Source organism: Candidatus Skiveiella danica, assembly GCF_022705245.1.
GTDB classification, from domain to species: domain Bacteria; phylum Pseudomonadota; class Gammaproteobacteria; order Burkholderiales; family Burkholderiaceae_C; genus Skiveiella; species Skiveiella danica.
In genome coordinates this window covers 52,994-71,110 of record NZ_JAKJEW010000019.1, presented here as the reverse complement: position 1 = coordinate 71,110, position 18,117 = coordinate 52,994, and the positions used below count along the sequence as shown (strand labels likewise).

The following is an 18,117-nucleotide window of genomic DNA, read 5'->3' as shown; positions in this document are numbered from 1 at the left end:
AGAATCTCCTGCGTTCGGGCACGTTCGTGGCGCATCCGCAGCCCACAGCCCACTGGAGATCCCAATGAAGCTCAAGAAAATCGCCCTTGGCACGCTCGCCGTGTTGGCCATCGCCGGCACGGCCGGCTGGTACAGCCTGGACAAGGAAACCCGGGGCCTGATTGCCACGGTCCCCACCAACAAAGACCTGCTGTTCTGGAGCCAGCCGCAGCGCGACGCGGCCTTCCGCGCCCTGGACCGCATCTCGCTGCTGGCCAAGTGGCACGACATCCCGGCCGGCAACGCGCCGTCGGCCCTGCCGCCGGGGCCGCCGCTGAAGCTGCCGCTGGACGTGGACGCTTACCTGGCCGGCCAGCGCAGCGCCGCGCTGATCGTGCTGCACGATGGCAAGCTGCGTCTGGAGCGCTACGGGCTGGACTTTGACAGCAAAGGGCGCTGGACCAGCTTCTCCGTGGCCAAGTCCATTACATCGACGCTGGTGGGTGCGGCACTGCGCGACGGTTCCATCCGGAGCATGGACGACAAGGTCAGCGACTACATCCCTGAGATGAAGGGCTCGGCCTACGACGACGTCAGCATCCGCCAGTTGCTGACCATGACCTCGGGCGTGAAGTGGAACGAGGATTACGCCGACCCGAAATCCGACGTGGCGCAGTTCAACAACCACAAACCCGAGGAGGGGGTGGACGCGCTGGTGAGCTACATGCGCAAACTCCCGCGTGAGGTGCCCGCCGGAACGCGCTGGCTTTACAGCACCGGCGAGACCAATCTGGTGGGCATTCTGGTCAATCGGGCCACGAAGAAGCCGTTGGCCACCTATCTGTCGGAAAAGATCTGGGTGCCCGCCGGCATGGAACAGAAGGCCACCTGGATTCTGAGCAAGACCGGGCAGGAGATCAGCGGTTGCTGCATCCAGGCCGCGCCGCGCGACTTTGCGCGCTTCGGCCAGTTCATCCTGAACGGCGCGACGGTGGGCGGCAAGCCCATCGTGCCGGAAGGCTGGCTGGAGCAGGCCACCACCAGCCGCACCCCCATCGGCCAGAGCGGGCGCGGCTACGGCTACCAATGGTGGACCTACGACACCGGCGCCTTCACCGCCCGCGGCATCTTCGGCCAGGGCATCTTCATCGACCCCAAGCGCAAGCTGGTGATTGCCTCCAACGGCGACTGGGGCGGCGGTGCCCGCGACCCGTCCGCCAGCGCCGCGCGCGAGGCGTTCTACCTGGCGGTGCAGAAGGCGGTGGATGATGAAGGGGCGGCCGGCGCTGGTGGCGGGGCGGGGAAATAGGCTGACGGGCGCGAGGGTGGGGGGGCTTCGGCCCGTTAACGTGAATCAGGATGCTCGGCGTAGTGCTGGCTCTGCAGCGTTTGTGGCCGTTCGCAGGCTCCTTCGTTGGGCGACAGCGTCAACGCAGACCCACCGGTCAGAGCATTGGCTTGCTCGCCAGAGTCACCAGCCATACAGTTGCACGGACTTCCTCCATCAACTCGCAAGAACATGGTCTCAATCACTCAAGTCGCCGACCCCGTTCAAATTGCTGGCGCGCAAGAGCTTGTGCGCGAGTATTTCTCCTGGTTCTTTGCGCTGGTTCCCGGCAGTGAGGCAGACCCGACGTTTCGTGGGTGGGAAGATGAAGTGGTGGCGATTCCCGGGGATTGCGTCCCTCCACGCGGGAGTTACTTGCTTGCAACGGTAGACGGGCAGCCTGCCGGCTGCGTGACCCTGAAACCTGTGGATCAGAACCGCTGTGAACTGAAACGGCTTTACGTCCGGCCAACTTTTCGCGGCCACAACCTCGGTAAACAATTGGTCGATGCATTCACGCAAACGGCGAGAACCTTGGGCTTCCAATATGCAGTGCTGGATAGCCACAAATCGATGACAGCGGCGCACGACATTTACAAGAATTCGGGCTTCAAGGTCGTGAAATCACCGCCTGACTTTCCCGAAGCATTGAAGCAGTCCGTGATCTTCATGCGATGTGTTCTGTGAGTGACGGCAGTCAGTCTGCTGTCGCGATCGCAGGTCATCGTGAGCCGAAGGGCTTCAGCGGGCCGCTTCCCACCTTTTTCGATTCGCGAATCCACAGGCTCGCCCCACGATGCATCTCACGCCCTTCGTCCAGGTGGACGACCTCCCGTTCAGCACCACCCGCGCTGCGTTGCTGCGGCGCAAGGGCCCACCTTTGCGCCGTTTCATCAATGACGTGGCGCTGGAGGTGTTCGATTACGGCGGGGTGGTGTTCCGTTTTCAGGCGTCGGGCCGGTTGGAGGAGGTGACGCAGCGCGCGCCGGTGATGCATCTGGGCGAGGTGGCGATTCCCTTTCGCGCGCTGCCGGCGTTTGTCGCGGCGCAGGACCCCGATGCTTTCGAGCGCGCCGGTTTTGTGGTCAGCCCGCGCTTCGGCCTGGCCTTTGTGCCGGCCGATCCGGACTGGGTCACCGCGCTGGCGCGACACTGCATCCCGACTTGGCGCGCGTTGGCACCGCCGGCGCCACCCGGGTGACGGCTGGCGAGCGGCGGTCAGCGGGGCTTCAGGCCGGTGGCCCGGACCAGTTCCTTCACCATCATCAGTGACAGGCCCCACAGCCGCGCGCCGCTGACCTCGATGGCAGGAAAAGGCAAGGGCAAGCCGGCCACGCGCCAGATCTGGGTGCGTTGCCGATCGGTGTCGACCAGGGTGGTCAGCGGCTCCCACCAGAGGCGGGCGGCCTCCGCGCCGGGGGCGACGGCGAGGGCGCGCGGCACCTGGTACACGTAGGGCGTCACCACCATTGGGCGCTGGCGGCCATGCTCGCGGGTCAGCAGGTCGGACAGGCGGCCGATGGGCACGAACGATGCGTCCGGCTGCAGCCCGGTTTCTTCGCTCAGCTCCCGCAGCGCCGCAGCGCGGGTGTCCGCGTCCTCCACCTGCACCCGCCCGCCCGGAAACGACACCTGGCCCGACCAGGGGTCCCCCGCGCGCTCAGCGCGGCGCATCATCAGCAGGGCAGGGGCTGCACCGCCGGGGCCTTGCTCGGCGATCAGCAGAACGACGCCGCAGCGCACCATCCAGTGCCGCCCGGGCAGCCGTCGGGCGCGGTGGGACTGCAAGCGGGCGGCGAGGGAATCGAGCCCGGACGGACCGGTACTGGGATCAACCGGCCTGGCCGGCGGACGGGTGGTCGGTTCGGGCATGGCGGCTCGGGGGTTCGTGGGGGGCTGCCTACCGCACCTGCGCCCGCACCACTGCTGCCGTCGCGGCGTCCGCGGCAAACATGTGCTCCACCTTCAGAGAGGCCAGGGTGATGTCCTGGGGCGTGCCGAAGGTGGTGAACATCCTGAAGAACGCCAGCTCACCATGTTCGGTTGCAAACCGCAACGTCAACACGGGGGCCTCCGGAGCGGGATGGGCCGTTGCTGGCAGGTGCCCTGTCAGCCGTTGGCGCAGCAAGGCGTCGAATGCCGAGACCTTGGGGGCCAGGGCGGGCTGCTGCACGGCCTCTGCACGCATCTGTGCCAGAAACGCCGGGCCTGCCTCGCGCAGGTTGATCAGCTTGCGGGTCAGACCCATCGGGTGCACCAGCATGTCCAGCAGGTTGGGCGGCCCGCCGCTTCCCGCCAGAGCCTCCGGTGCCATCAGGGTGGCCGCCAGCCATTCGCCCCCGCGGTTGAGTTGCAGCAGGTTCCATTGCGCGTCGAGCACCAGCGCCGGCATCGGGTCGTGCGCGTTCAACAGTTGTCGGAGCGCCGCCCGCGCCTGGGCCAGATCAGGGTCTTCAAGTGTGCTGGCGCGGAAGGCTGGCGCAAAGCCGGCCTGCAACAGCGCGGCGTTTCGCAGCGCCAGTGGCGCATCCAGTTCACCCAGCCAGCGGGTGAGCAGGTCGCGGCTGGGCCGGGCGCGGCCGTTTTCTACAAAGCTCACATGCCGCTGGGACACGCCGAGCCGCAGCGACAACTCCAGCTGGCTTACGCGGCGCGCCTGCCGCGTGCGCTGCAAGGTTTCCGGCAAGTTGTGAGAGGTCCCGTCCATGGCGCGATTGAATCACAGGCCTGTCTGAACTTGATTACCTCCAAGGTAGTTGCCTCGATAACCTGCGGTCCGGATACTGCCGCCATGCATTCAAAATGAAAGGATTGTTCATGGCGCGCATCCTGTTGGTGGTCACCCTGGTTCTGTTTGGCGCACTCACTTCGGTGGCGGTGTGGCATCACGGCTACCGGGGGATTTTTGAGACGATGTTCCAGAGCTGGGCGGGCGTCCAGGTGCTGGTGGACCTGGTGATTGCGCTGGTGCTCGTGCTGGTCTGGATGTGGCGGGACGCCCAGGTCTTGAAACGCAGCGTGTGGCCGTATGTGCTGATCACATTGGTGGCCGGCTCGTTCGGACCTTTGCTGTATCTGCTGACCCGCAAGACGCCGGGAAACGCCACCTGAGCGCGAACGGATCGATCATTGAGGCGGCGATTTCGGCGCTTCTTGCGCCCCCTTCCCGCTTGGCCCCGCCCCGTTCGACCTCTCGTACCGGCTCGTGACCCACGGGCCTCTGCCAGAGGCCTATTGCTCTCTTGGCGATAGCAAAGTATGACCGTCTCATGCTGGGATCAAGCTGGAATGAGGCAGAAACCGGTGGGCGCGCCGTCGAGCAGGCACCGTCCAGCCTGCGGAAGTGGTAATGTCCGTCAAACATGCGCCTGTTGCTGGTTGAGGATGACGATTTGTTGAGGGAGTCGCTGCGCCGTGATCTGCGGGCGGCGGGCTATGCGGTGGACGCCTGCGCCGATGGTGTCGAGGCGGCGCATCTCGGTGAGGTCGAGCCTTACGAAATGGTCGTGCTCGACCTCGGCCTGCCGCATCGCTCGGGCCTGGATGTGTTGCGTGACTGGCGCGCCAAGGGCATCACGGTGCCTGTGCTGGTGCTCACGGCCCGGGATGCCTGGTACGAGCGGGTTGACGGCTTTCAGGCCGGGGCCGACGACTATCTGGGCAAGCCCTTTCATTTCGAGGAACTCCTGGCCCGGCTGGCCGCGCTGGCCAAGCGCAGCCGGGGCCACGCGCCGGCGCCGCTTTCGGCCGAAGGCTGGCATCTGGACGAAGCGCGTCAGGTGGCCTGCCACCAGGACGGACGTGAGGTGACGCTGACGGCCATCGAGTTCCGCATGTTGCGCTGCTTCCTGCTGCGCCCCGGGCAGGTACTGTCCAAGGCCGTCCTGATCGGGCATGTTTACGAAGGGACGCACGATGCCGACAGCAACGTCATCGAGGTCTTCGTCAACCGCTTGCGCAGCAAGCTGGGGCGCGAACTGATCGCCACGCGGCGCGGCCAGGGCTATGTGCTGGTGACCGGCGCCGGGTCTGGGGGCTGACATGCGCTCGTTACGCCGGCAGTTGCTGCGCACGCTCACCCTGACGCTGCTGGCGGTGTTCATCACACAGGGCTTCGTGCTGTATGGCGCACTCGTGCACCTCGCCAATTCGCAGACCCTCCTGCACCTGTCCCACGACAGTGAAAGCGTGCTGTCCGCGATCGACGTGGACGGGAAGGGCCAGCTGACGCTGGACGAGCAGCGGGTGGAGTCGGTCTACCGGCATCCGGGCTCGGGCCAGTATTTCCTGGTGCTGATCCAGGGCGGTGGCCGCTTGGCTTCGGGCTCGCTGGGCACCCATGGGCTGGAAGCCCGCGTGCCCGGGCCCGGTCAGTCGCTGGACTATGAGGCCCGGGGCCCCGATGGCCACCCGTTGAAGGTGCTGGCCCGCAGCAGCGTGGTGCAGGGCCGCCCGGTGACCTTGCTCGTGGCTGAGGACATGAGCCTCGCGCGCCAGGAGATCTGGGAGACGGGCTTGCTCTCGCTCGCGGTTTTCGCGCCCTTGCTGGCGCTGGCGCTGCTGCTGCAGGGCCTGGCGGTTTCGCGCGCACTGGCACCGCTGCGCCGCGTGCGCGATGAGCTGGCGGAGGTCGGCGCGGGGCACCTGGCCCGCATCCAGGGGCCGGTCCCGCGCGAGGTCCGGCCGCTGGTGGACGAGGTCAATCGCCTGCTGGTGCTGCTGGAGCAGCGGGTGCGCCAGTCGCGCACCGCGGTCGGCAACCTGGCCCATGCGCTGAAGACGCCGCTGGCGGTGCTGTTGCAGGCCGGCGAGGCGCCCGGCGTGCCCGAGACCCTGCGCGAGGCGGTGCGCGCACAGGCCGGCGCCATCCATGAGCGGATCGATCGCGAACTGCGCCGGGCGCGCCTGGCGGGCCCCGGCGGCCATGGCGCCGGCGCGCACTTCAACCCGGGAGCCGAGTTGCCGGCGCTGGTGCGCATGCTCAAGAGCGTGCATCACGAGAAGGCACTCGGCATCGAGGTGCAGGCGCCAGACCGGCGCCTGCCGTTCGACCGCGAGGACATGCTCGAACTGCTGGGCAATCTCGCCGACAACGCCTGCAAATGGGCGCACCAGCGGGTGCGGATCGAACTGTCGGAACGCCCGGTGCGCGGCGAAAGGCCGGTGCTCGCAATCCGCGTCAGCGACGATGGTCCGGGGTGTTCCGACGACGCGCTGGCCAAGCTGCCGGCGCGCGGCGTGCGGCTGGACGAAAGCCGCAGCGGTCATGGCCTGGGACTGACCATCGTGCGCGACATCGCGGAACTGCTCGGCGGCACCTTGGCGTTCGGACGGTCCCAGGAGCTGGGGGGGCTGGAAGTTCGGGTCGATCTGCCGTTTCCAGGTGACGCCTCCCGGCACGCGCCCGGCTGACCGACGGCGCGGGGTGGAGTTGGCCACCTTTTTTGCGCTTGTTTTTCATCATGCGGAAGCGCATTGCGGAAAATCTGATGCAGGTCAGAACGCAGAAAGAAAAATCGGCCAACATGCCGCACGACCGACCGCCCCCTGGCGCAGCCGGCGGTGTTCCCATAAACAATCAATCCCAGGAGATAAACCATGAGCGAGCAGCAACCCACCATCATCTACACCCTGACCGACGAAGCACCGCTGCTGGCAACGAGCGCCTTCCTGCCCATCATCCGTACCTTCACCGCACCGGCCGGCATCAACGTGGACACCGGCGACATCTCGGTGGCCGCGCGCGTGCTGGCCACCTTCCCGGAATGTCTGACCGAGGCGCAGCGCGTGCCTGACACCCTGGCCGAACTGGGCAAGCTGACCCTGAAGCCCGAGGCCAACATCATCAAGCTGCCCAACATCAGCGCGTCGGTGGCCCAGCTCAAGGCCTGCATCAAGGAACTCCAGGGCAAGGGCTACGCCATCCCGGACTATCCGGAAGAGGTCAAGACCGAAGAAGACAAGGCCCTGCGGACGCGCTACGGCAAGTGCATCGGCAGCGCGGTGAATCCGGTGCTGCGCGAAGGCAACTCCGACCGCCGCGCCCCCCGCGCGGTCAAGGAATACGCGCGCAAGAACCCGCACAGCATGGCCGAGTGGAGCCAGGCCTCGCGCACGCACGTATCGCACATGCACCATGGCGACTTCTACCACGGTGAAAAGTCCATGACGCTCGACCGCGCCCGCGACGTGCGCATGGAACTGGTCACCAAGAGCGGCAAGACCATCGTGCTCAAACCCCTGACCAAGCTGCTCGACCGCGAAGTCATCGACAGCATGTTCATGAGCAAGAAGGCCCTGCTGGAGTTCTACGAACAGGAGATCGAAGACGCCCGCAAGACCGGCGTGATGTTCTCGCTTCACGTCAAGGCCACCATGATGAAGGTGTCGCACCCCATCGTGTTCGGCCACTGCGTGAAGATCTTCTACAAGGACGCTTTCGAGAAACACGCCAAGCTGTTCGAAGAACTGGGCATCAATGTCAACAACGGCATGGTGGACCTCTACAACAAGATCGCCACGCTGCCGCAAAGCACGCAGGACGAGATCAAGCGCGACCTGCATGCCTGCCACGAACACCGGCCTGAGCTCGCCATGGTGGACTCGGCCAAGGGCATCACCAACTTCCACTCACCCAATGACATCATCGTGGACGCCTCCATGCCCGCCATGATCCGCAACGGCGGCAAGATGTGGGACGCCAACGGCCGGCTCAAGGAGGTCAAGGCGGTGATGCCGGAGTCCACCTTCGCCCGCATCTACCAGGAGATGATCAACTTCTGCAAATGGCACGGCGCCTTCGACCCGAAGACCATGGGCACCGTGCCCAACGTCGGCCTGATGGCCCAGCAGGCCGAGGAGTACGGCTCGCATGACAAGACCTTCGAGATCGCCGAGGACGGCGTGGCCAACATCGTCGACATCGCCACCGGGGAGGTGCTGCTGAGCCAGGACGTGGGCGAGGGCGACATCTGGCGCATGTGCCAGGTCAAGGACGCCGCCATCCGCGACTGGGTCAAGCTGGCCGTCAACCGCGCCCGCAACTCCGGCATGCCCGTGGTGTTCTGGCTCGACCAGTACCGCCCCCACGAGGCGCAGCTCATCACCAAGGTCAAGATGTACCTGCACGAGCACAACACGGCCGGCCTGGACATCCAGATCATGAGCCAGGTGCGCGCCATGCGCTACACGCTGGAGCGCGTGGTGCGCGGTCTGGACACCATCAGCGCCACCGGCAATATCCTGCGCGACTACCTGACCGACCTGTTCCCGATCATGGAGCTGGGCACCAGCGCCAAGATGCTGTCCATCGTGCCTTTGATGGCCGGTGGCGGCATGTACGAGACGGGCGCCGGCGGCTCGGCGCCCAAGCATGTGCAGCAGCTGGTGGAGGAGAACCACCTGCGCTGGGATTCGCTGGGTGAATTCCTGGCGCTGGCGGTCTCGCTGGAAGACCTCGGCATCAAGACCGGCAACGCCAAGGCCAAGGTGCTGGCGCAGACACTGGACGCGGCCACCGGCAAGCTGCTGGACAACAACAAGGGCCCAAGCCCCAGGACCGGCCAGCTCGACAACCGCGGCAGCCAGTTCTATCTGGCGATGTACTGGGCGCAGGCGCTGGCCGAGCAGACCGACGACGCGGCCCTGGCCGCCCGGTTCGCCCCACTGGCCAAGCAGCTGGCCGAGAACGAAAAAGCCATCGTGGACGAGCTGGCCGCCGTGCAGGGCAAGCCGGTCGATATCGGCGGCTACTACCTGCCCGATTTCGCCAAGCTGGACCAGGTGATGCGACCCAGCGCCACGCTGAACAAGGTGCTGGCGGCAGCGGCCTGAACGCCCGGTTCGGGGCCCCGCCCGTCAAGAGCCCCCGGCATCCGTCGGGGGCTTTTTTTTCACCATCGTGATCACGTTGAACGGGCAGCGGACGGCGCATTTCCGGCACCCGGTGCAGGCCGCCGCGTCGCCCAGTACCGACGATTTTTTCCAGCCTTTGGTTTCCAGGCTCAACAGGTGGAACGGACAGGCTGCGACGCACCAGCCGCAGCCGGTGCAGCGTGCGGCATCAATCTGGGGCAGCAGGTCACGGTGAAGGACGGGCATGCGCGGGGCGTTTCTTTGGAATCGGCGGGGCCTGGGTTCGGCCGCCTCACTCTACCCGCGCTCGGCAAGAAGTTGAACGGCCCGCAGGCGCCCCGCACGCCGTGCAGAGGCCTTTGCGGGCCGCTTTCATGACCGGATGGGCGCTTCCCCAGCGTCCAGCGGTCAGAATGTGCTATCAAAACAGAACCGAATCAACCCACCTGAACCGGCACGAAGATCTTGTTCTCGCCGCGCTGGATCAGCAGGGCGACCGTCTTGCCATTCTTGCCGACCAGTTCACGGACCTGCTCCACGCTGCGCACCGGGGTGTCGTTGACAGCGATCAGCACGTCGCCGGGCTGCACGCCGGCCTTGGCGGAAGGGCCCGCCGCCTGCTCGATCAGCAAGCCGCCGCTGAGGCCGGATGACTGCTTCTCCTGCGGTTGCAGCGGGCGCAGCGCCAGGCCCAGCTTGCCTTTTCCGGGCTCGCCTTCGGCTTTGGCGGTCTGCGTCGCCTTGTCCTTGGCACCGCCCAGGGTCGCCTGGATCACCTCGTTGCGGCCCTGGCGCCAGACGTCGAGCGTGACCTTCTCGCCCGGCGTGGACTGGCCGATCGCGGCAGGCAGGTCACCCGAGGCAATGACGGGCTGGCCGTTGACCTTGCGGATCACGTCGCCGCTCTTGAGGCCGGCCTTCTCGGCCGGGCTTTCCGCCTCCACGCTGGAGATCAGCGCACCTTCGGGCTTGTCGAGCTTGAAGGAGTCGGCAAAGGCCTGGTTGACCTCCTGGATCGACACCCCAAGGCGTGCATGGCTGACCTTGCCGGTGCTCACGATCTGGTCTTTTACCTTGGTGGCGATTTCGATCGGGATCGCAAACGACAGGCCCTGGTAGCCGCCGGTGCGGCTGTAGATCTGCGAGTTGATGCCCACCACCTCCCCGCGCGCATTGAACAGCGGGCCACCGGAGTTGCCGGGGTTCACCGCCACGTCGGTCTGGATGAAGGGCACGAAGCTGTCGTCGGGCAGAGTGCGGCCCTTGGCGCTGACCACGCCGGCGGTTACGGTGTTTTCCAGGCCGAACGGCGAGCCGATGGCCAGCACCCATTCGCCCACGCGCAGGCTGCGGGTACTGCCCAGGGTGACGGTGGGCAAGCCCTTCGCCTCGATCTTGATCACGGCCACGTCGGTGCGCGGGTCGGAGCCCAGCACCTTGGCCTTGAACTCGCGCCGGTCGGTGAGCTTGACCGTCACCTCGGTCGCATCCTGCACCACGTGGGCGTTGGTCAGGATGGTGCCATCGGCGCTGACGATGAAGCCCGAGCCCTGGCCGCGCGTGGGCATGCCTTGCTGCGGGCCGCCGCGGCCGCGCGGGCCGGGGAACTGGCGGAAAAATTCGGAGAAGGGGTCGCTCGGGTCCAGTTCAAGGCCGCCGGCCGAGGCCTTGCTGGTGCCTGCAACGCTGATGTTGACCACGGCCGCGCCATGCTGCGCAGTGATCTGGGCGAAGTCGGGGGTGGTGACGGCCGGTGCGGCAGCAGCGGCGACGGGCGCCGGGGCGGTGGTCGCTGCGGAGCTGGCGTGCGTGCTGCTGAGCGCGCCGAAGCCCGCTGCGCCGATGACGCCAGAGGCCAGCATCGCCAGAACCAGACGGCTGGAGGAGAGCACGGGAGTTTTCATCGGGGATCCTTTCAAAGACAGGTGAATGCACAGGCTCTGAATATCGGGCCCCCGACTTAGGCGGGTCTTAAGTTTCGGGCGGGTCAGGCGGCGGGCAAGAAGCGGACCTCGACGCGCAGGCCGCCCAGGCTGGGCGAGGGCAGCAGGGCGAGTGTTGCGCCGTGCAGGACCGCGACCGCCTTGACGATCGGCAGGCCCAGGCCGCTGCCGCTGGCGTCGCTGCCGGCGATCCGGTAGAAGCGGTCCAGCACCCGCTCGCGTTCGTCGGGCGCGATGCCGGGCCCGCTGTCGTCCACGCGCAGCAGCGGGGCGCCGTCCACGCTGGCGATCTCCAGGTTCACGGTACCCCCCGGCGGGGTGTATTTGATGGCGTTGTCCAACAGGTTGCGCACCAGCATGTCCAGCGCATCGGGGTAGCCGCGGACCAGCGCCTCGTCGACGGATGTCAGGCCCAGGTCGATCTGGCGCGCATGGGCCGCCTCGGCCAGCTCCCCCACGGCCTGGCGGGCGATGGCGGCCAGCGCGACGCGCTGCGGCTGTGTTCCCGATGCGGCCGTGGCCTGTTGGCGCGCCAGCACCATCAGCTGCTCCACCAGGCGGGTGGCACGGTCGATGCCGGCCTCCAGCCGGCTGGCTGCGCGGGCACGGGTCTCGTCGTCGCCCGCGCGGCGCAGGGCCTGTACCTGCAGCTTCAGCGCCGCCAGAGGCGAGCGCAGCTCATGGGCGGCATCGGCCACGAAGCTCTTCTGCGCTTCAAAGGCCTCGCGCACGCGGTCAAAGAGCCCGTTGAGCTCGTGTACCAGCGGTCGGATCTCGTCGGGCAGACCGTCCTCGCTGACCGGCTCCAGGTCGGCACTCTGACGCTGGGCGAGCTGGCGCCGCACCCTCGACACCGGTGCCAGCGAACGGGTGACCACCCACCACACGATGAGCATCAGCAGCGGCGCCATCAGCGCGGTGGGCAACACGGTGCGCAACGCCAGCGTGCGCGCCATCTGGCGGCGCACGGCCAGGTCCTGCGCCACCTGCACCACCTGGCCGCGGGTCTGCACGGACAGCACCCGGTAGCGCGTGCCGCGCGCCTGCACCTCGGAAAACCCCAGCACCGCGCGCTGCGGCAGCGCCGCCCAGGCGCCGGACTGGTAGATGCGCAGGCCGTCGGCGGTCCAGACCTGCACCACGAATTCATCGGCGGCCCCGTCCGAGGCGTCCTCGCCGGGCACGCCCGCGCCGCTGACCGGCAGTCCCGCGCGCAGAGACAGCGCCATCTGCTGCATGTGGTAGTCGAAAATCTGGTCGGCCTCGGCCAGCGCCGTGCGGTAGGCAAACAGGCCTTGTGTGGCCGTGCCCAGAAGGACGGCGGCCAGCAGCAGCCACAGCAGCCGCGCGCGCAGCGAGTGCGAGGGGGAATGAGGCGCGCTCATGCTCGCGGCACCATGTAGCCCACGCCCCGCACGTTGCGGATGACATCGGCGCCCAGCTTCTTGCGCAGGCCATGGATGTAGACCTCCACCGCGTTGCTGCTGATGCCGTCTTTCCAGCCGTAGAGTTTTTCCTCCAGCTGGCTGCGCGACAGCACCATGCCGGGTCGCGCCAGCAGGGGCTCCAGCACGGCCCACTCGCGCGCGGACAGCACCACCGGTTCGCCACCCGCGGTGACCTCGCGCGTGACCGGGTTGATGCTGACCCCCTGGTGCTCGTACACGGGCTCGGCGCGCCCTGCGGCACGGCGCAGCAGCGCGCGGATGCGCGCCAGCAACTCGTCCAGGTCGTAGGGCTTGAGCACATAGTCGTCGGCGCCGGCGTCCAGCCCGGCAATGCGGTCGGGCTTGGCGTCGCGCGCGGTGGCGATCAGCACCGGCGTGCGGTCGAGCCGGGCGCGCAGAGTGCGCAGCACGCTCAGGCCGTCGCGGCGCGGCAGGCCCAGGTCCAGCACCACCAGGTCGTAGGCGTGGTCAAGCAGCGCGGTGTCGGCCATGTCGCCATCACGCACCCAGTCGACGGCGTAATGCTCGGCGCGCAACAGGTCCAGCACGGTCTCGCCGATCATCGGATCGTCTTCCACCAGGAGCAGGCGCATGGGCAGGCGAGTGGGTGCGGGTTCAGCCCGGCTCCATCCCGTTGCGGCGCTTGACTGCATCCATGGCCGGTAACGCCATGAAGGCCAGCAGCGCGCGCACCGCGTCCGGCCGGGCACACGTCACGGACACGGCGGCCGAGAAGGTGGTGATGATCTGGATGTCCTCGGGCAGCGGGCCCAGCACCTCGATGCCGCCCAGGTTCATCAGCTCGCTGAGCTGCTGAAAGCCCAGTTCGACCCGGCCCTCGGCCACCAGCTGGCCCACCGGTACGCCCGGTGGCGCCTGCACGATGCGGTCCTTGATCTGCTCGGCGATGCCCCAGCGCTCGAACTGGCGCGCCAGCTGCACCCCGCTGGGCCCGGTGGAGTAACCCAGTGTCTTTGCGGCGAGCACGGCGCGGCGCACCGCGTCGCCGCTGCCGATGTCAGGCCGCACGGCCCCGGCACGCACGGCAATGGCCACCCCGGAGCGCACCAGATCGACCCGGCTTCTGGGCACGAGGTGGCCGGCCTCGGTGAGCCGCTCGATGGCGTCGCTGGCCAGGGCGACGGCGTCGAAGGCCTCGCCGGCCTGCACGCGTTTGGCGGCATCGACGCCGCCGACGGATTCGACCTGCACCGCCTGTGACGACGTCTTGCGAAATTCGGCCACGAGATCGGCCAGCAGCTGGCGCGTCGCCATGGAGCAAATGATGCGGATCGGTTCAGCCATGCGGGGTCCTGCGAAAGTCGGTGGCAGCGGAGCGCCCGGCTGGCGGGCGCAAGCCGGCATTCTATTGACCCCTTGCGCCGACCTGCTTCGCGGGGGTGCCTTACAGTTCGCACTTTGCGCGTCACGCTCCATGAACCCGTCCGAATCCGCCGATCGTCCCCGCCTGCAGGTCGCGGTGCTCATGCGCCGCGAACGCGTGCCCGGCGCGATGAGCCGCTGGCAGACCTGGCGCTGGGTGGTGGCCGACGTGGTGCCCCATGAGTCCGGTTTCGGGTCTGAGGCGCGCTGCCTGCTGCAGACACCGGATGAGGAGCGCTGGTTGCACCCCGGCTTCACGGTCGAGCTGTTCCGTGACGACGCCGATGGCTATCTGCTGAACGTCTCGACCCCCGCACCCTGCTGGTTTGTCCTGTGGCGCATGGAAGAAGAACCGACCCAGGCCGACGAACCGATGGCCCGCCCGGCCATGGTTTCGCTGAGCTACCACGACGCCGGTCGCTGGCTGGACGCCCAGGAGACGGTGGACCAGGTGCCGGCGCCCCCCGATGTGATCGACTGGCTGCGCGCGTTTGCCGAAGCCCATCACGTGGACGAACCCCGGCGCCGGCAGCGGCCGCAGAGCTTCCGCGGCCTGCAGGACCGCTTCGGCAATCCGGCCGTGGTGAGCACCGGGAAGAAGTTCGGCGGCGGTCATGGTGGCGCGTCATGAGCGATGGTTTTCTGGGGCGCTGGTCGCGCCGCAAGCAGGCGGTGCGCGAAGAGGGGGTGGCGCCGCCAGAGCCCAAGCCTGTGGCCGCAGCGCCGGCCGCCACTGCGGCCCCGCCGGCGGACCCAAGCGCGGCCGGCCCGACGCCAGGCACGGCCGGTGGCACACCGGCGCGCGACGAGGCGCCCGCGCTCACGCTGGAGGATGTCCGATCGCTGGACCCGTCGTCGGACTTCAAACCCTTCATGGCGCGGGGCGTGACCACGGATGTTCGCAACGCCGCCGTCAAGAAGCTTTTTGCCGATCCGCACTTCAATGTGATGGACCGGCTCGACATCTACATTGACGACTACAGCCAGCCCGATCCACTGCCCGCCGCCATGCTGCGCCAGATGGTCAGCGCGCGCTTCCTGAACCTGGTCGAAGACGAGCCCGCAAGCGGCTCGAATGTCCCGGTTGCTGGGGATGATGCCGATAGCCCGCCCGCTGCGGACGTGGCACAGTCCGAGCTCCCGCCCGAATTACCGGCGCCGACCGACGGCGCCCCGACCCCTGGCGCCGAGCCAGGTTCCACGGACCCCGACGATGCCCACACTGATTTGCGATTGCAACCGGACGATGCCGCTGAGCGCCAAGGCGCTGGGCCAGGCCCTGCATGAAGACCTGACGCTGCACTCCACCCTGTGCCGCCGCGAGGCCGGGGCGTTCCAGAAAGCCATTCAGTCTGGCGACGACGTGCTCGTGGCCTGCACCCAGGAAAAGCGCCTGTTCTCCGAACTGGCAGAGCAAACCGAAAGCGCGGTCTCCGTCATCCGATTTGTCAACATCCGCGAGACTGGCGGATGGAGCCGCGATGCCGCGAAGGCCACGCCCAAGATCGCAGCCCTGCTGGCGGCCGCGCGACTGAGCGACCCCGAGCCGGTGCCCACGGTCAGCTTCAAGAGCGCCGGGCGCGTGCTGATCATCGGTGCCCTCGATGCCGCCGAGCGCGCGGCGGCGCTGCTGTCAGACGCGCTGGACATCACGATCTTCGCCACGGGCCCGGGCAGCGCCGGTGGCGCGCAGGCGCGGCAGTTTCCGGTGCTGGGCGGGCGCATCACCGCCCTGAACGGCTGGCTGGGCGCGTTCGACCTGCGCTGGGAGGCGAACAACCCGATCAACCTGGACCTGTGCACCCGCTGCAACGCCTGCGTGGCCGCCTGCCCGGAAGACGCCATCGGCCTGGATTACCAGATCGATCTGGCGGCATGCAAGTCCCACCGCGCTTGCGCCAAGGCCTGCCAGGTGGCTGGCGCCATTGATTTCACGCGCTCACCCGCGCAGCAGTCCGAGCGTTTCGACCTGGTGCTGGACCTGCGCGCCGCCAGCGCCACGCCCACCTTCAACCAGCACGCGCTGCCGCAGGGCTATTTCCGCTGGGACGGCCAGGACCTGCACACGGTGCTCAAGCTGCGCGAGCTGGTCGGCGAGTTCGAGAAGCCGAAGTTCTTCGTCTACAAGCAGAAGCTTTGCGCCCACAGCCGCAACGAAAAAACCGGTTGCAACGCCTGCGTGGACATCTGCTCGGCCGAAGCGATCTCCAGTGAAAAGAGCCGCCAGCAGATCAAGGTCAACCCCAACCTGTGCGTGGGCTGCGGCGCCTGCACCACCGTCTGCCCGACTGGGGCGCTCACCTACGCCTACCCGCGCGCCAACGAGCAGGGCGTGCGGCTCAAGACGCTGCTGAGCACCTACGCCGCCGCGGGCGGAAAGGACGCGGTGATCCTGCTGCACAGCCAGGAGCGCGGAAAGGCGCTGGTCGAGGAACTCGGCCGCGCGGCGCAGCTCAAGGTGGCGCAGGGCGTGCCGGCGAATGTGATCCCGCTGTCCCTGTGGCACACCGCCAGCTTGGGTCTGGACGTCTGGCTCAGCGCCATCGCGTACGGCGCCAGCCAGGTCGTGGTGCTGGTCACGGCCGAGGAAGCGCCGCAGTACCTGGACGGCCTGCAGGCCCAGATGGACGTGGCGCAAGCCATCCTGCACGGACTGGGCTACACCGGCACCCACCTGCAGCTGCTGCGCGCCGCCAGCCCCACCGACCTCGACGCCGGCTTGCAGGCGCTGGCCACTACCATGCAGAAGATAGCCACCGCGCCCGCGCGTTTTGCGGTCATGGCCGACAAGCGCGGCACGCTCGACCTGGCGCTGGACCACCTGATCGCCCAGGCGCCGCTGGCCGAGAGCGCGCGGCCCCAGGCCATCGCGCTGCCGGCGCCCGCCGCTCCTTTCGGCTCGGTCACCGTGGACAAGGACCGCTGCACGCTGTGCCTGAGCTGCGTCAGCGCCTGCCCGGCAGGCGCGCTGCAGGACAACCCGCATCTGCCCCAGCTGCGCTTCATCGAAAGAAACTGTGTGCAGTGCGGCCTGTGCGTGGTCACCTGCCCGGAACAGGCGCTGGCGCTGCAGCCGCGCCTGTTGTTGAGCGACGAACGCAAGGCGGCCCGGGTGCTCAATGAAACGCAACCCTATGCCTGCGTGCGCTGCGGCAAGCCGTTCGGCACGCTGCTGGCGATCGAAGCCATGCTGGGCAAGCTGGCCGGACACAGCATGTTCCAGGGTGCGGCGCTCGAGCGCCTGAAAATGTGCGGCGACTGCCGGGTCATCGACATCTACTCCGCCGACAACGAAACCAGGATCACCGACCTATGAGCCTCCCCCTTGCACCTGCCGGCGCGGACAGCTCCGCACTGGACGAGGAAACCGCCCGCGCCGAGGTCTACGGCCTGCTGGCCGCCTTGTACTACGCACCGCCCTCGTCCGAGCTTCTGGCCCAGCTGCGCGTGGCCGTCACCGAGGCCCCGGCGGCCGGCGGCTTCCTGGAGGAGCCCTGGCGTGCGTTGGTGGGCTCTGCACGTGCGCTGAGCGATGAGGCGATCCAGACCGAATACGACGATCTGTTCGGCGGCGTCGGCAAGCCCGAGATCTTCCTCTACGGCTCCCACTACCTGAGCGGCTTCCTCAACGAGAAGCCCCTGATCAAGCTGCGCGACGACCTGGCCGAACTGGGCCTGGCCCGCGACGAGGCCATGTCCGAGACCGAAGACCACTTCGCCTGCCTGTGCGAGGTCATGCGCTACCTGATCGCGGGCGACGACGTGGCCGTGGCCAACCTGGCCCGCCAGCAGGCTTTCTTTGCCCGCCACATCCAGCCCTGGGCCGGGGAGATGTGCGACGCCATCGCCGCCCATCCTAAGGCCCGCTTCAACGCCGACCTGGCCGGTTTCACCCGCGCCTTCCTCAGCGTGGAGGCGCAGGGCTTCGATCTGCTCGATTCCTGACAAAAATGGGCTGTTCCCAGGGTGGAATGGTCATTGGCTGCTATGCATTGCGAAGCCTTTGTCGCCAACGAGTGGCGTGCCGGAAGCGCGCGATGCCTCTGCCTTGGGCCTCGGCATGCTGGCAGCGAAGGCTGAATCTGTGCCGATTGAATATCAAATCCATAGCGCATCATGACCAATTGACGCTGGGATGAGGCCAATTTGGCTCAATAATGCCCCTGAAATGACCGCCCGAGCC

General features: G+C 67.6%; 18 protein-coding genes. 11 read left to right on the top strand and 7 right to left on the bottom strand.

All coding sequences use genetic code 11. The features are described 5' to 3' along the window. The first annotated feature begins 64 nt into the window (after positions 1–64). The 3 genes from ACMUOY_RS12190 (at position 65) to ACMUOY_RS12180 (ending at position 2,507) form a co-directional block, all read left to right on the top strand. Positions 65–1,288 carry a serine hydrolase domain-containing protein gene (locus ACMUOY_RS12190; protein ID WP_413892996.1) on the top strand — a complete coding sequence of 408 codons (1,224 nt, stop codon included), beginning with the start codon at positions 65–67 and terminating at the stop codon, positions 1,286–1,288. 210 nt (positions 1,289–1,498) lie between these two features. Then, complete coding sequence (locus ACMUOY_RS12185) at positions 1,499–1,993, top strand: GNAT family N-acetyltransferase (protein ID WP_413892995.1); 495 nt, start codon at positions 1,499–1,501, stop codon at positions 1,991–1,993. Positions 1,994–2,102: 109 nt separating this feature from the next. After that, positions 2,103–2,507, top strand: a complete 405-nt coding sequence (locus tag ACMUOY_RS12180; protein WP_413892994.1) for a hypothetical protein — start codon at positions 2,103–2,105, stop codon at positions 2,505–2,507. A gap of 17 nt (positions 2,508–2,524) precedes the next feature. Here the strand turns inward: ACMUOY_RS12180 and ACMUOY_RS12175 are convergent, their stop codons facing one another. Both ACMUOY_RS12175 and ACMUOY_RS12170 read right to left on the bottom strand, forming a co-directional pair. Beyond that, positions 2,525–3,178, bottom strand: coding sequence for an NUDIX hydrolase (locus ACMUOY_RS12175; protein WP_413892993.1), 654 nt, complete (start codon positions 3,176–3,178; stop codon positions 2,525–2,527). 28 nt (positions 3,179–3,206) lie between these two features. Further along, on the bottom strand, positions 3,207–4,013 hold the full coding sequence (locus ACMUOY_RS12170; protein ID WP_413892992.1) for a helix-turn-helix domain-containing protein: 807 nt from the start codon (positions 4,011–4,013) through the stop codon (positions 3,207–3,209). 95 nt (positions 4,014–4,108) lie between these two features. On the opposite strand from ACMUOY_RS12170, the gene ACMUOY_RS12165 reads away from it, so the two are divergent. The 4 genes from ACMUOY_RS12165 to ACMUOY_RS12150 all read left to right on the top strand — a co-directional run bounded on the left by ACMUOY_RS12165 (position 4,109) and on the right by ACMUOY_RS12150 (position 9,139). Continuing rightward, positions 4,109–4,417, top strand: a complete 309-nt coding sequence (locus ACMUOY_RS12165) for a DUF2834 domain-containing protein (protein WP_413892991.1) — start codon at positions 4,109–4,111, stop codon at positions 4,415–4,417. A 251-nt stretch (positions 4,418–4,668) separates the two neighbouring features. Further along, a complete protein-coding gene (locus ACMUOY_RS12160; protein ID WP_413892990.1) occupies positions 4,669–5,346 on the top strand; it encodes a response regulator transcription factor in 678 nt (225 codons plus the stop codon). Position 5,347: 1 nt separating this feature from the next. Next, on the top strand, positions 5,348–6,718 hold the full coding sequence (locus ACMUOY_RS12155; RefSeq protein ID WP_413892989.1) for a sensor histidine kinase: 1,371 nt from the start codon (positions 5,348–5,350) through the stop codon (positions 6,716–6,718). Between the two features lie 186 nt (positions 6,719–6,904). After that, positions 6,905–9,139: an NADP-dependent isocitrate dehydrogenase gene (locus ACMUOY_RS12150; protein ID WP_413892988.1), complete on the top strand. Its 2,235-nt coding sequence runs from the start codon at positions 6,905–6,907 to the stop codon at positions 9,137–9,139. A 24-nt stretch (positions 9,140–9,163) separates the two neighbouring features. Here ACMUOY_RS12150 and ACMUOY_RS12145 read toward each other — a convergent pair whose 3' ends face one another. The 5 genes from ACMUOY_RS12145 to ACMUOY_RS12125 all read right to left on the bottom strand — a co-directional run bounded on the left by ACMUOY_RS12145 (position 9,164) and on the right by ACMUOY_RS12125 (position 13,856). Next, complete coding sequence (locus ACMUOY_RS12145; RefSeq protein ID WP_413892987.1) at positions 9,164–9,406, bottom strand: 4Fe-4S binding protein; 243 nt, start codon at positions 9,404–9,406, stop codon at positions 9,164–9,166. 191 nt (positions 9,407–9,597) lie between these two features. Beyond that, positions 9,598–11,064: a DegQ family serine endoprotease gene (locus ACMUOY_RS12140; RefSeq protein ID WP_413892986.1), complete on the bottom strand. Its 1,467-nt coding sequence runs from the start codon at positions 11,062–11,064 to the stop codon at positions 9,598–9,600. Between the two features lie 83 nt (positions 11,065–11,147). Further along, positions 11,148–12,488: an ATP-binding protein gene (locus ACMUOY_RS12135; RefSeq protein ID WP_413892985.1), complete on the bottom strand. Its 1,341-nt coding sequence runs from the start codon at positions 12,486–12,488 to the stop codon at positions 11,148–11,150. Further along, positions 12,485–13,144, bottom strand: coding sequence for a response regulator transcription factor (locus ACMUOY_RS12130; RefSeq protein WP_413892984.1), 660 nt, complete (start codon positions 13,142–13,144; stop codon positions 12,485–12,487). The genes ACMUOY_RS12135 and ACMUOY_RS12130 overlap by 4 nt, the downstream gene beginning before the upstream one ends. A gap of 22 nt (positions 13,145–13,166) precedes the next feature. Further along, entirely contained in the window at positions 13,167–13,856 is a 690-nt protein-coding gene (locus ACMUOY_RS12125) for a substrate-binding domain-containing protein (protein WP_413892983.1), read from the bottom strand. A 130-nt stretch (positions 13,857–13,986) separates the two neighbouring features. Here ACMUOY_RS12125 and ACMUOY_RS12120 point away from each other — a divergent pair, with 130 nt between their 5' ends. Genes ACMUOY_RS12120 through ACMUOY_RS12105 form a run of 4 tightly spaced genes read left to right on the top strand, consistent with a single transcriptional unit; the run spans position 13,987 to position 17,879 of the window. Beyond that, entirely contained in the window at positions 13,987–14,565 is a 579-nt protein-coding gene (locus ACMUOY_RS12120) for a DUF3305 domain-containing protein (RefSeq protein ID WP_413892982.1), read from the top strand. Then, positions 14,562–15,221 (top strand): DUF3306 domain-containing protein, encoded by a 660-nt coding sequence (locus tag ACMUOY_RS12115; protein ID WP_413892981.1) that lies wholly within the window; start codon positions 14,562–14,564, stop codon positions 15,219–15,221. The genes ACMUOY_RS12120 and ACMUOY_RS12115 overlap by 4 nt, the downstream gene beginning before the upstream one ends. Further along, the gene (locus ACMUOY_RS12110; protein ID WP_413893008.1) at positions 15,181–17,250 is read left to right on the top strand and encodes a 4Fe-4S binding protein; all 2,070 of its coding nucleotides are present in this window, start codon (positions 15,181–15,183) and stop codon (positions 17,248–17,250) included. The genes ACMUOY_RS12115 and ACMUOY_RS12110 overlap by 41 nt, the downstream gene beginning before the upstream one ends. After that, positions 17,247–17,879, top strand: coding sequence for a molecular chaperone (locus ACMUOY_RS12105; RefSeq protein ID WP_413892980.1), 633 nt, complete (start codon positions 17,247–17,249; stop codon positions 17,877–17,879). The genes ACMUOY_RS12110 and ACMUOY_RS12105 overlap by 4 nt, the downstream gene beginning before the upstream one ends. The last annotated feature ends 238 nt before the right edge of the window (positions 17,880–18,117 follow it).

What these genes read in the sequence shown, in the direction of transcription:
- ACMUOY_RS12190 (WP_413892996.1), top strand. Translation starts at nt 65, where the DNA reads ATGAAGCTCAAGAAAATCGCCCTTGGCACGCTCGCCGTGTTGGCCATC.
- ACMUOY_RS12185 (WP_413892995.1), top strand. Translation starts at nt 1,499, where the DNA reads ATGGTCTCAATCACTCAAGTCGCCGACCCCGTTCAAATTGCTGGCGCG.
- ACMUOY_RS12180 (WP_413892994.1), top strand. Translation starts at nt 2,103, where the DNA reads ATGCATCTCACGCCCTTCGTCCAGGTGGACGACCTCCCGTTCAGCACC.
- ACMUOY_RS12175 (WP_413892993.1), bottom strand. Translation starts at nt 3,178, where the DNA reads ATGCCCGAACCGACCACCCGTCCGCCGGCCAGGCCGGTTGATCCCAGT.
- ACMUOY_RS12170 (WP_413892992.1), bottom strand. Translation starts at nt 4,013, where the DNA reads ATGGACGGGACCTCTCACAACTTGCCGGAAACCTTGCAGCGCACGCGG.
- ACMUOY_RS12165 (WP_413892991.1), top strand. Translation starts at nt 4,109, where the DNA reads ATGAAAGGATTGTTCATGGCGCGCATCCTGTTGGTGGTCACCCTGGTT.
- ACMUOY_RS12160 (WP_413892990.1), top strand. Translation starts at nt 4,669, where the DNA reads ATGCGCCTGTTGCTGGTTGAGGATGACGATTTGTTGAGGGAGTCGCTG.
- ACMUOY_RS12155 (WP_413892989.1), top strand. Translation starts at nt 5,348, where the DNA reads ATGCGCTCGTTACGCCGGCAGTTGCTGCGCACGCTCACCCTGACGCTG.
- ACMUOY_RS12150 (WP_413892988.1), top strand. Translation starts at nt 6,905, where the DNA reads ATGAGCGAGCAGCAACCCACCATCATCTACACCCTGACCGACGAAGCA.
- ACMUOY_RS12145 (WP_413892987.1), bottom strand. Translation starts at nt 9,406, where the DNA reads ATGCCCGTCCTTCACCGTGACCTGCTGCCCCAGATTGATGCCGCACGC.
- ACMUOY_RS12140 (WP_413892986.1), bottom strand. Translation starts at nt 11,064, where the DNA reads ATGAAAACTCCCGTGCTCTCCTCCAGCCGTCTGGTTCTGGCGATGCTG.
- ACMUOY_RS12135 (WP_413892985.1), bottom strand. Translation starts at nt 12,488, where the DNA reads ATGAGCGCGCCTCATTCCCCCTCGCACTCGCTGCGCGCGCGGCTGCTG.
- ACMUOY_RS12130 (WP_413892984.1), bottom strand. Translation starts at nt 13,144, where the DNA reads ATGCGCCTGCTCCTGGTGGAAGACGATCCGATGATCGGCGAGACCGTG.
- ACMUOY_RS12125 (WP_413892983.1), bottom strand. Translation starts at nt 13,856, where the DNA reads ATGGCTGAACCGATCCGCATCATTTGCTCCATGGCGACGCGCCAGCTG.
- ACMUOY_RS12120 (WP_413892982.1), top strand. Translation starts at nt 13,987, where the DNA reads ATGAACCCGTCCGAATCCGCCGATCGTCCCCGCCTGCAGGTCGCGGTG.
- ACMUOY_RS12115 (WP_413892981.1), top strand. Translation starts at nt 14,562, where the DNA reads ATGAGCGATGGTTTTCTGGGGCGCTGGTCGCGCCGCAAGCAGGCGGTG.
- ACMUOY_RS12110 (WP_413893008.1), top strand. Translation starts at nt 15,181, where the DNA reads ATGCCGCTGAGCGCCAAGGCGCTGGGCCAGGCCCTGCATGAAGACCTG.
- ACMUOY_RS12105 (WP_413892980.1), top strand. Translation starts at nt 17,247, where the DNA reads ATGAGCCTCCCCCTTGCACCTGCCGGCGCGGACAGCTCCGCACTGGAC.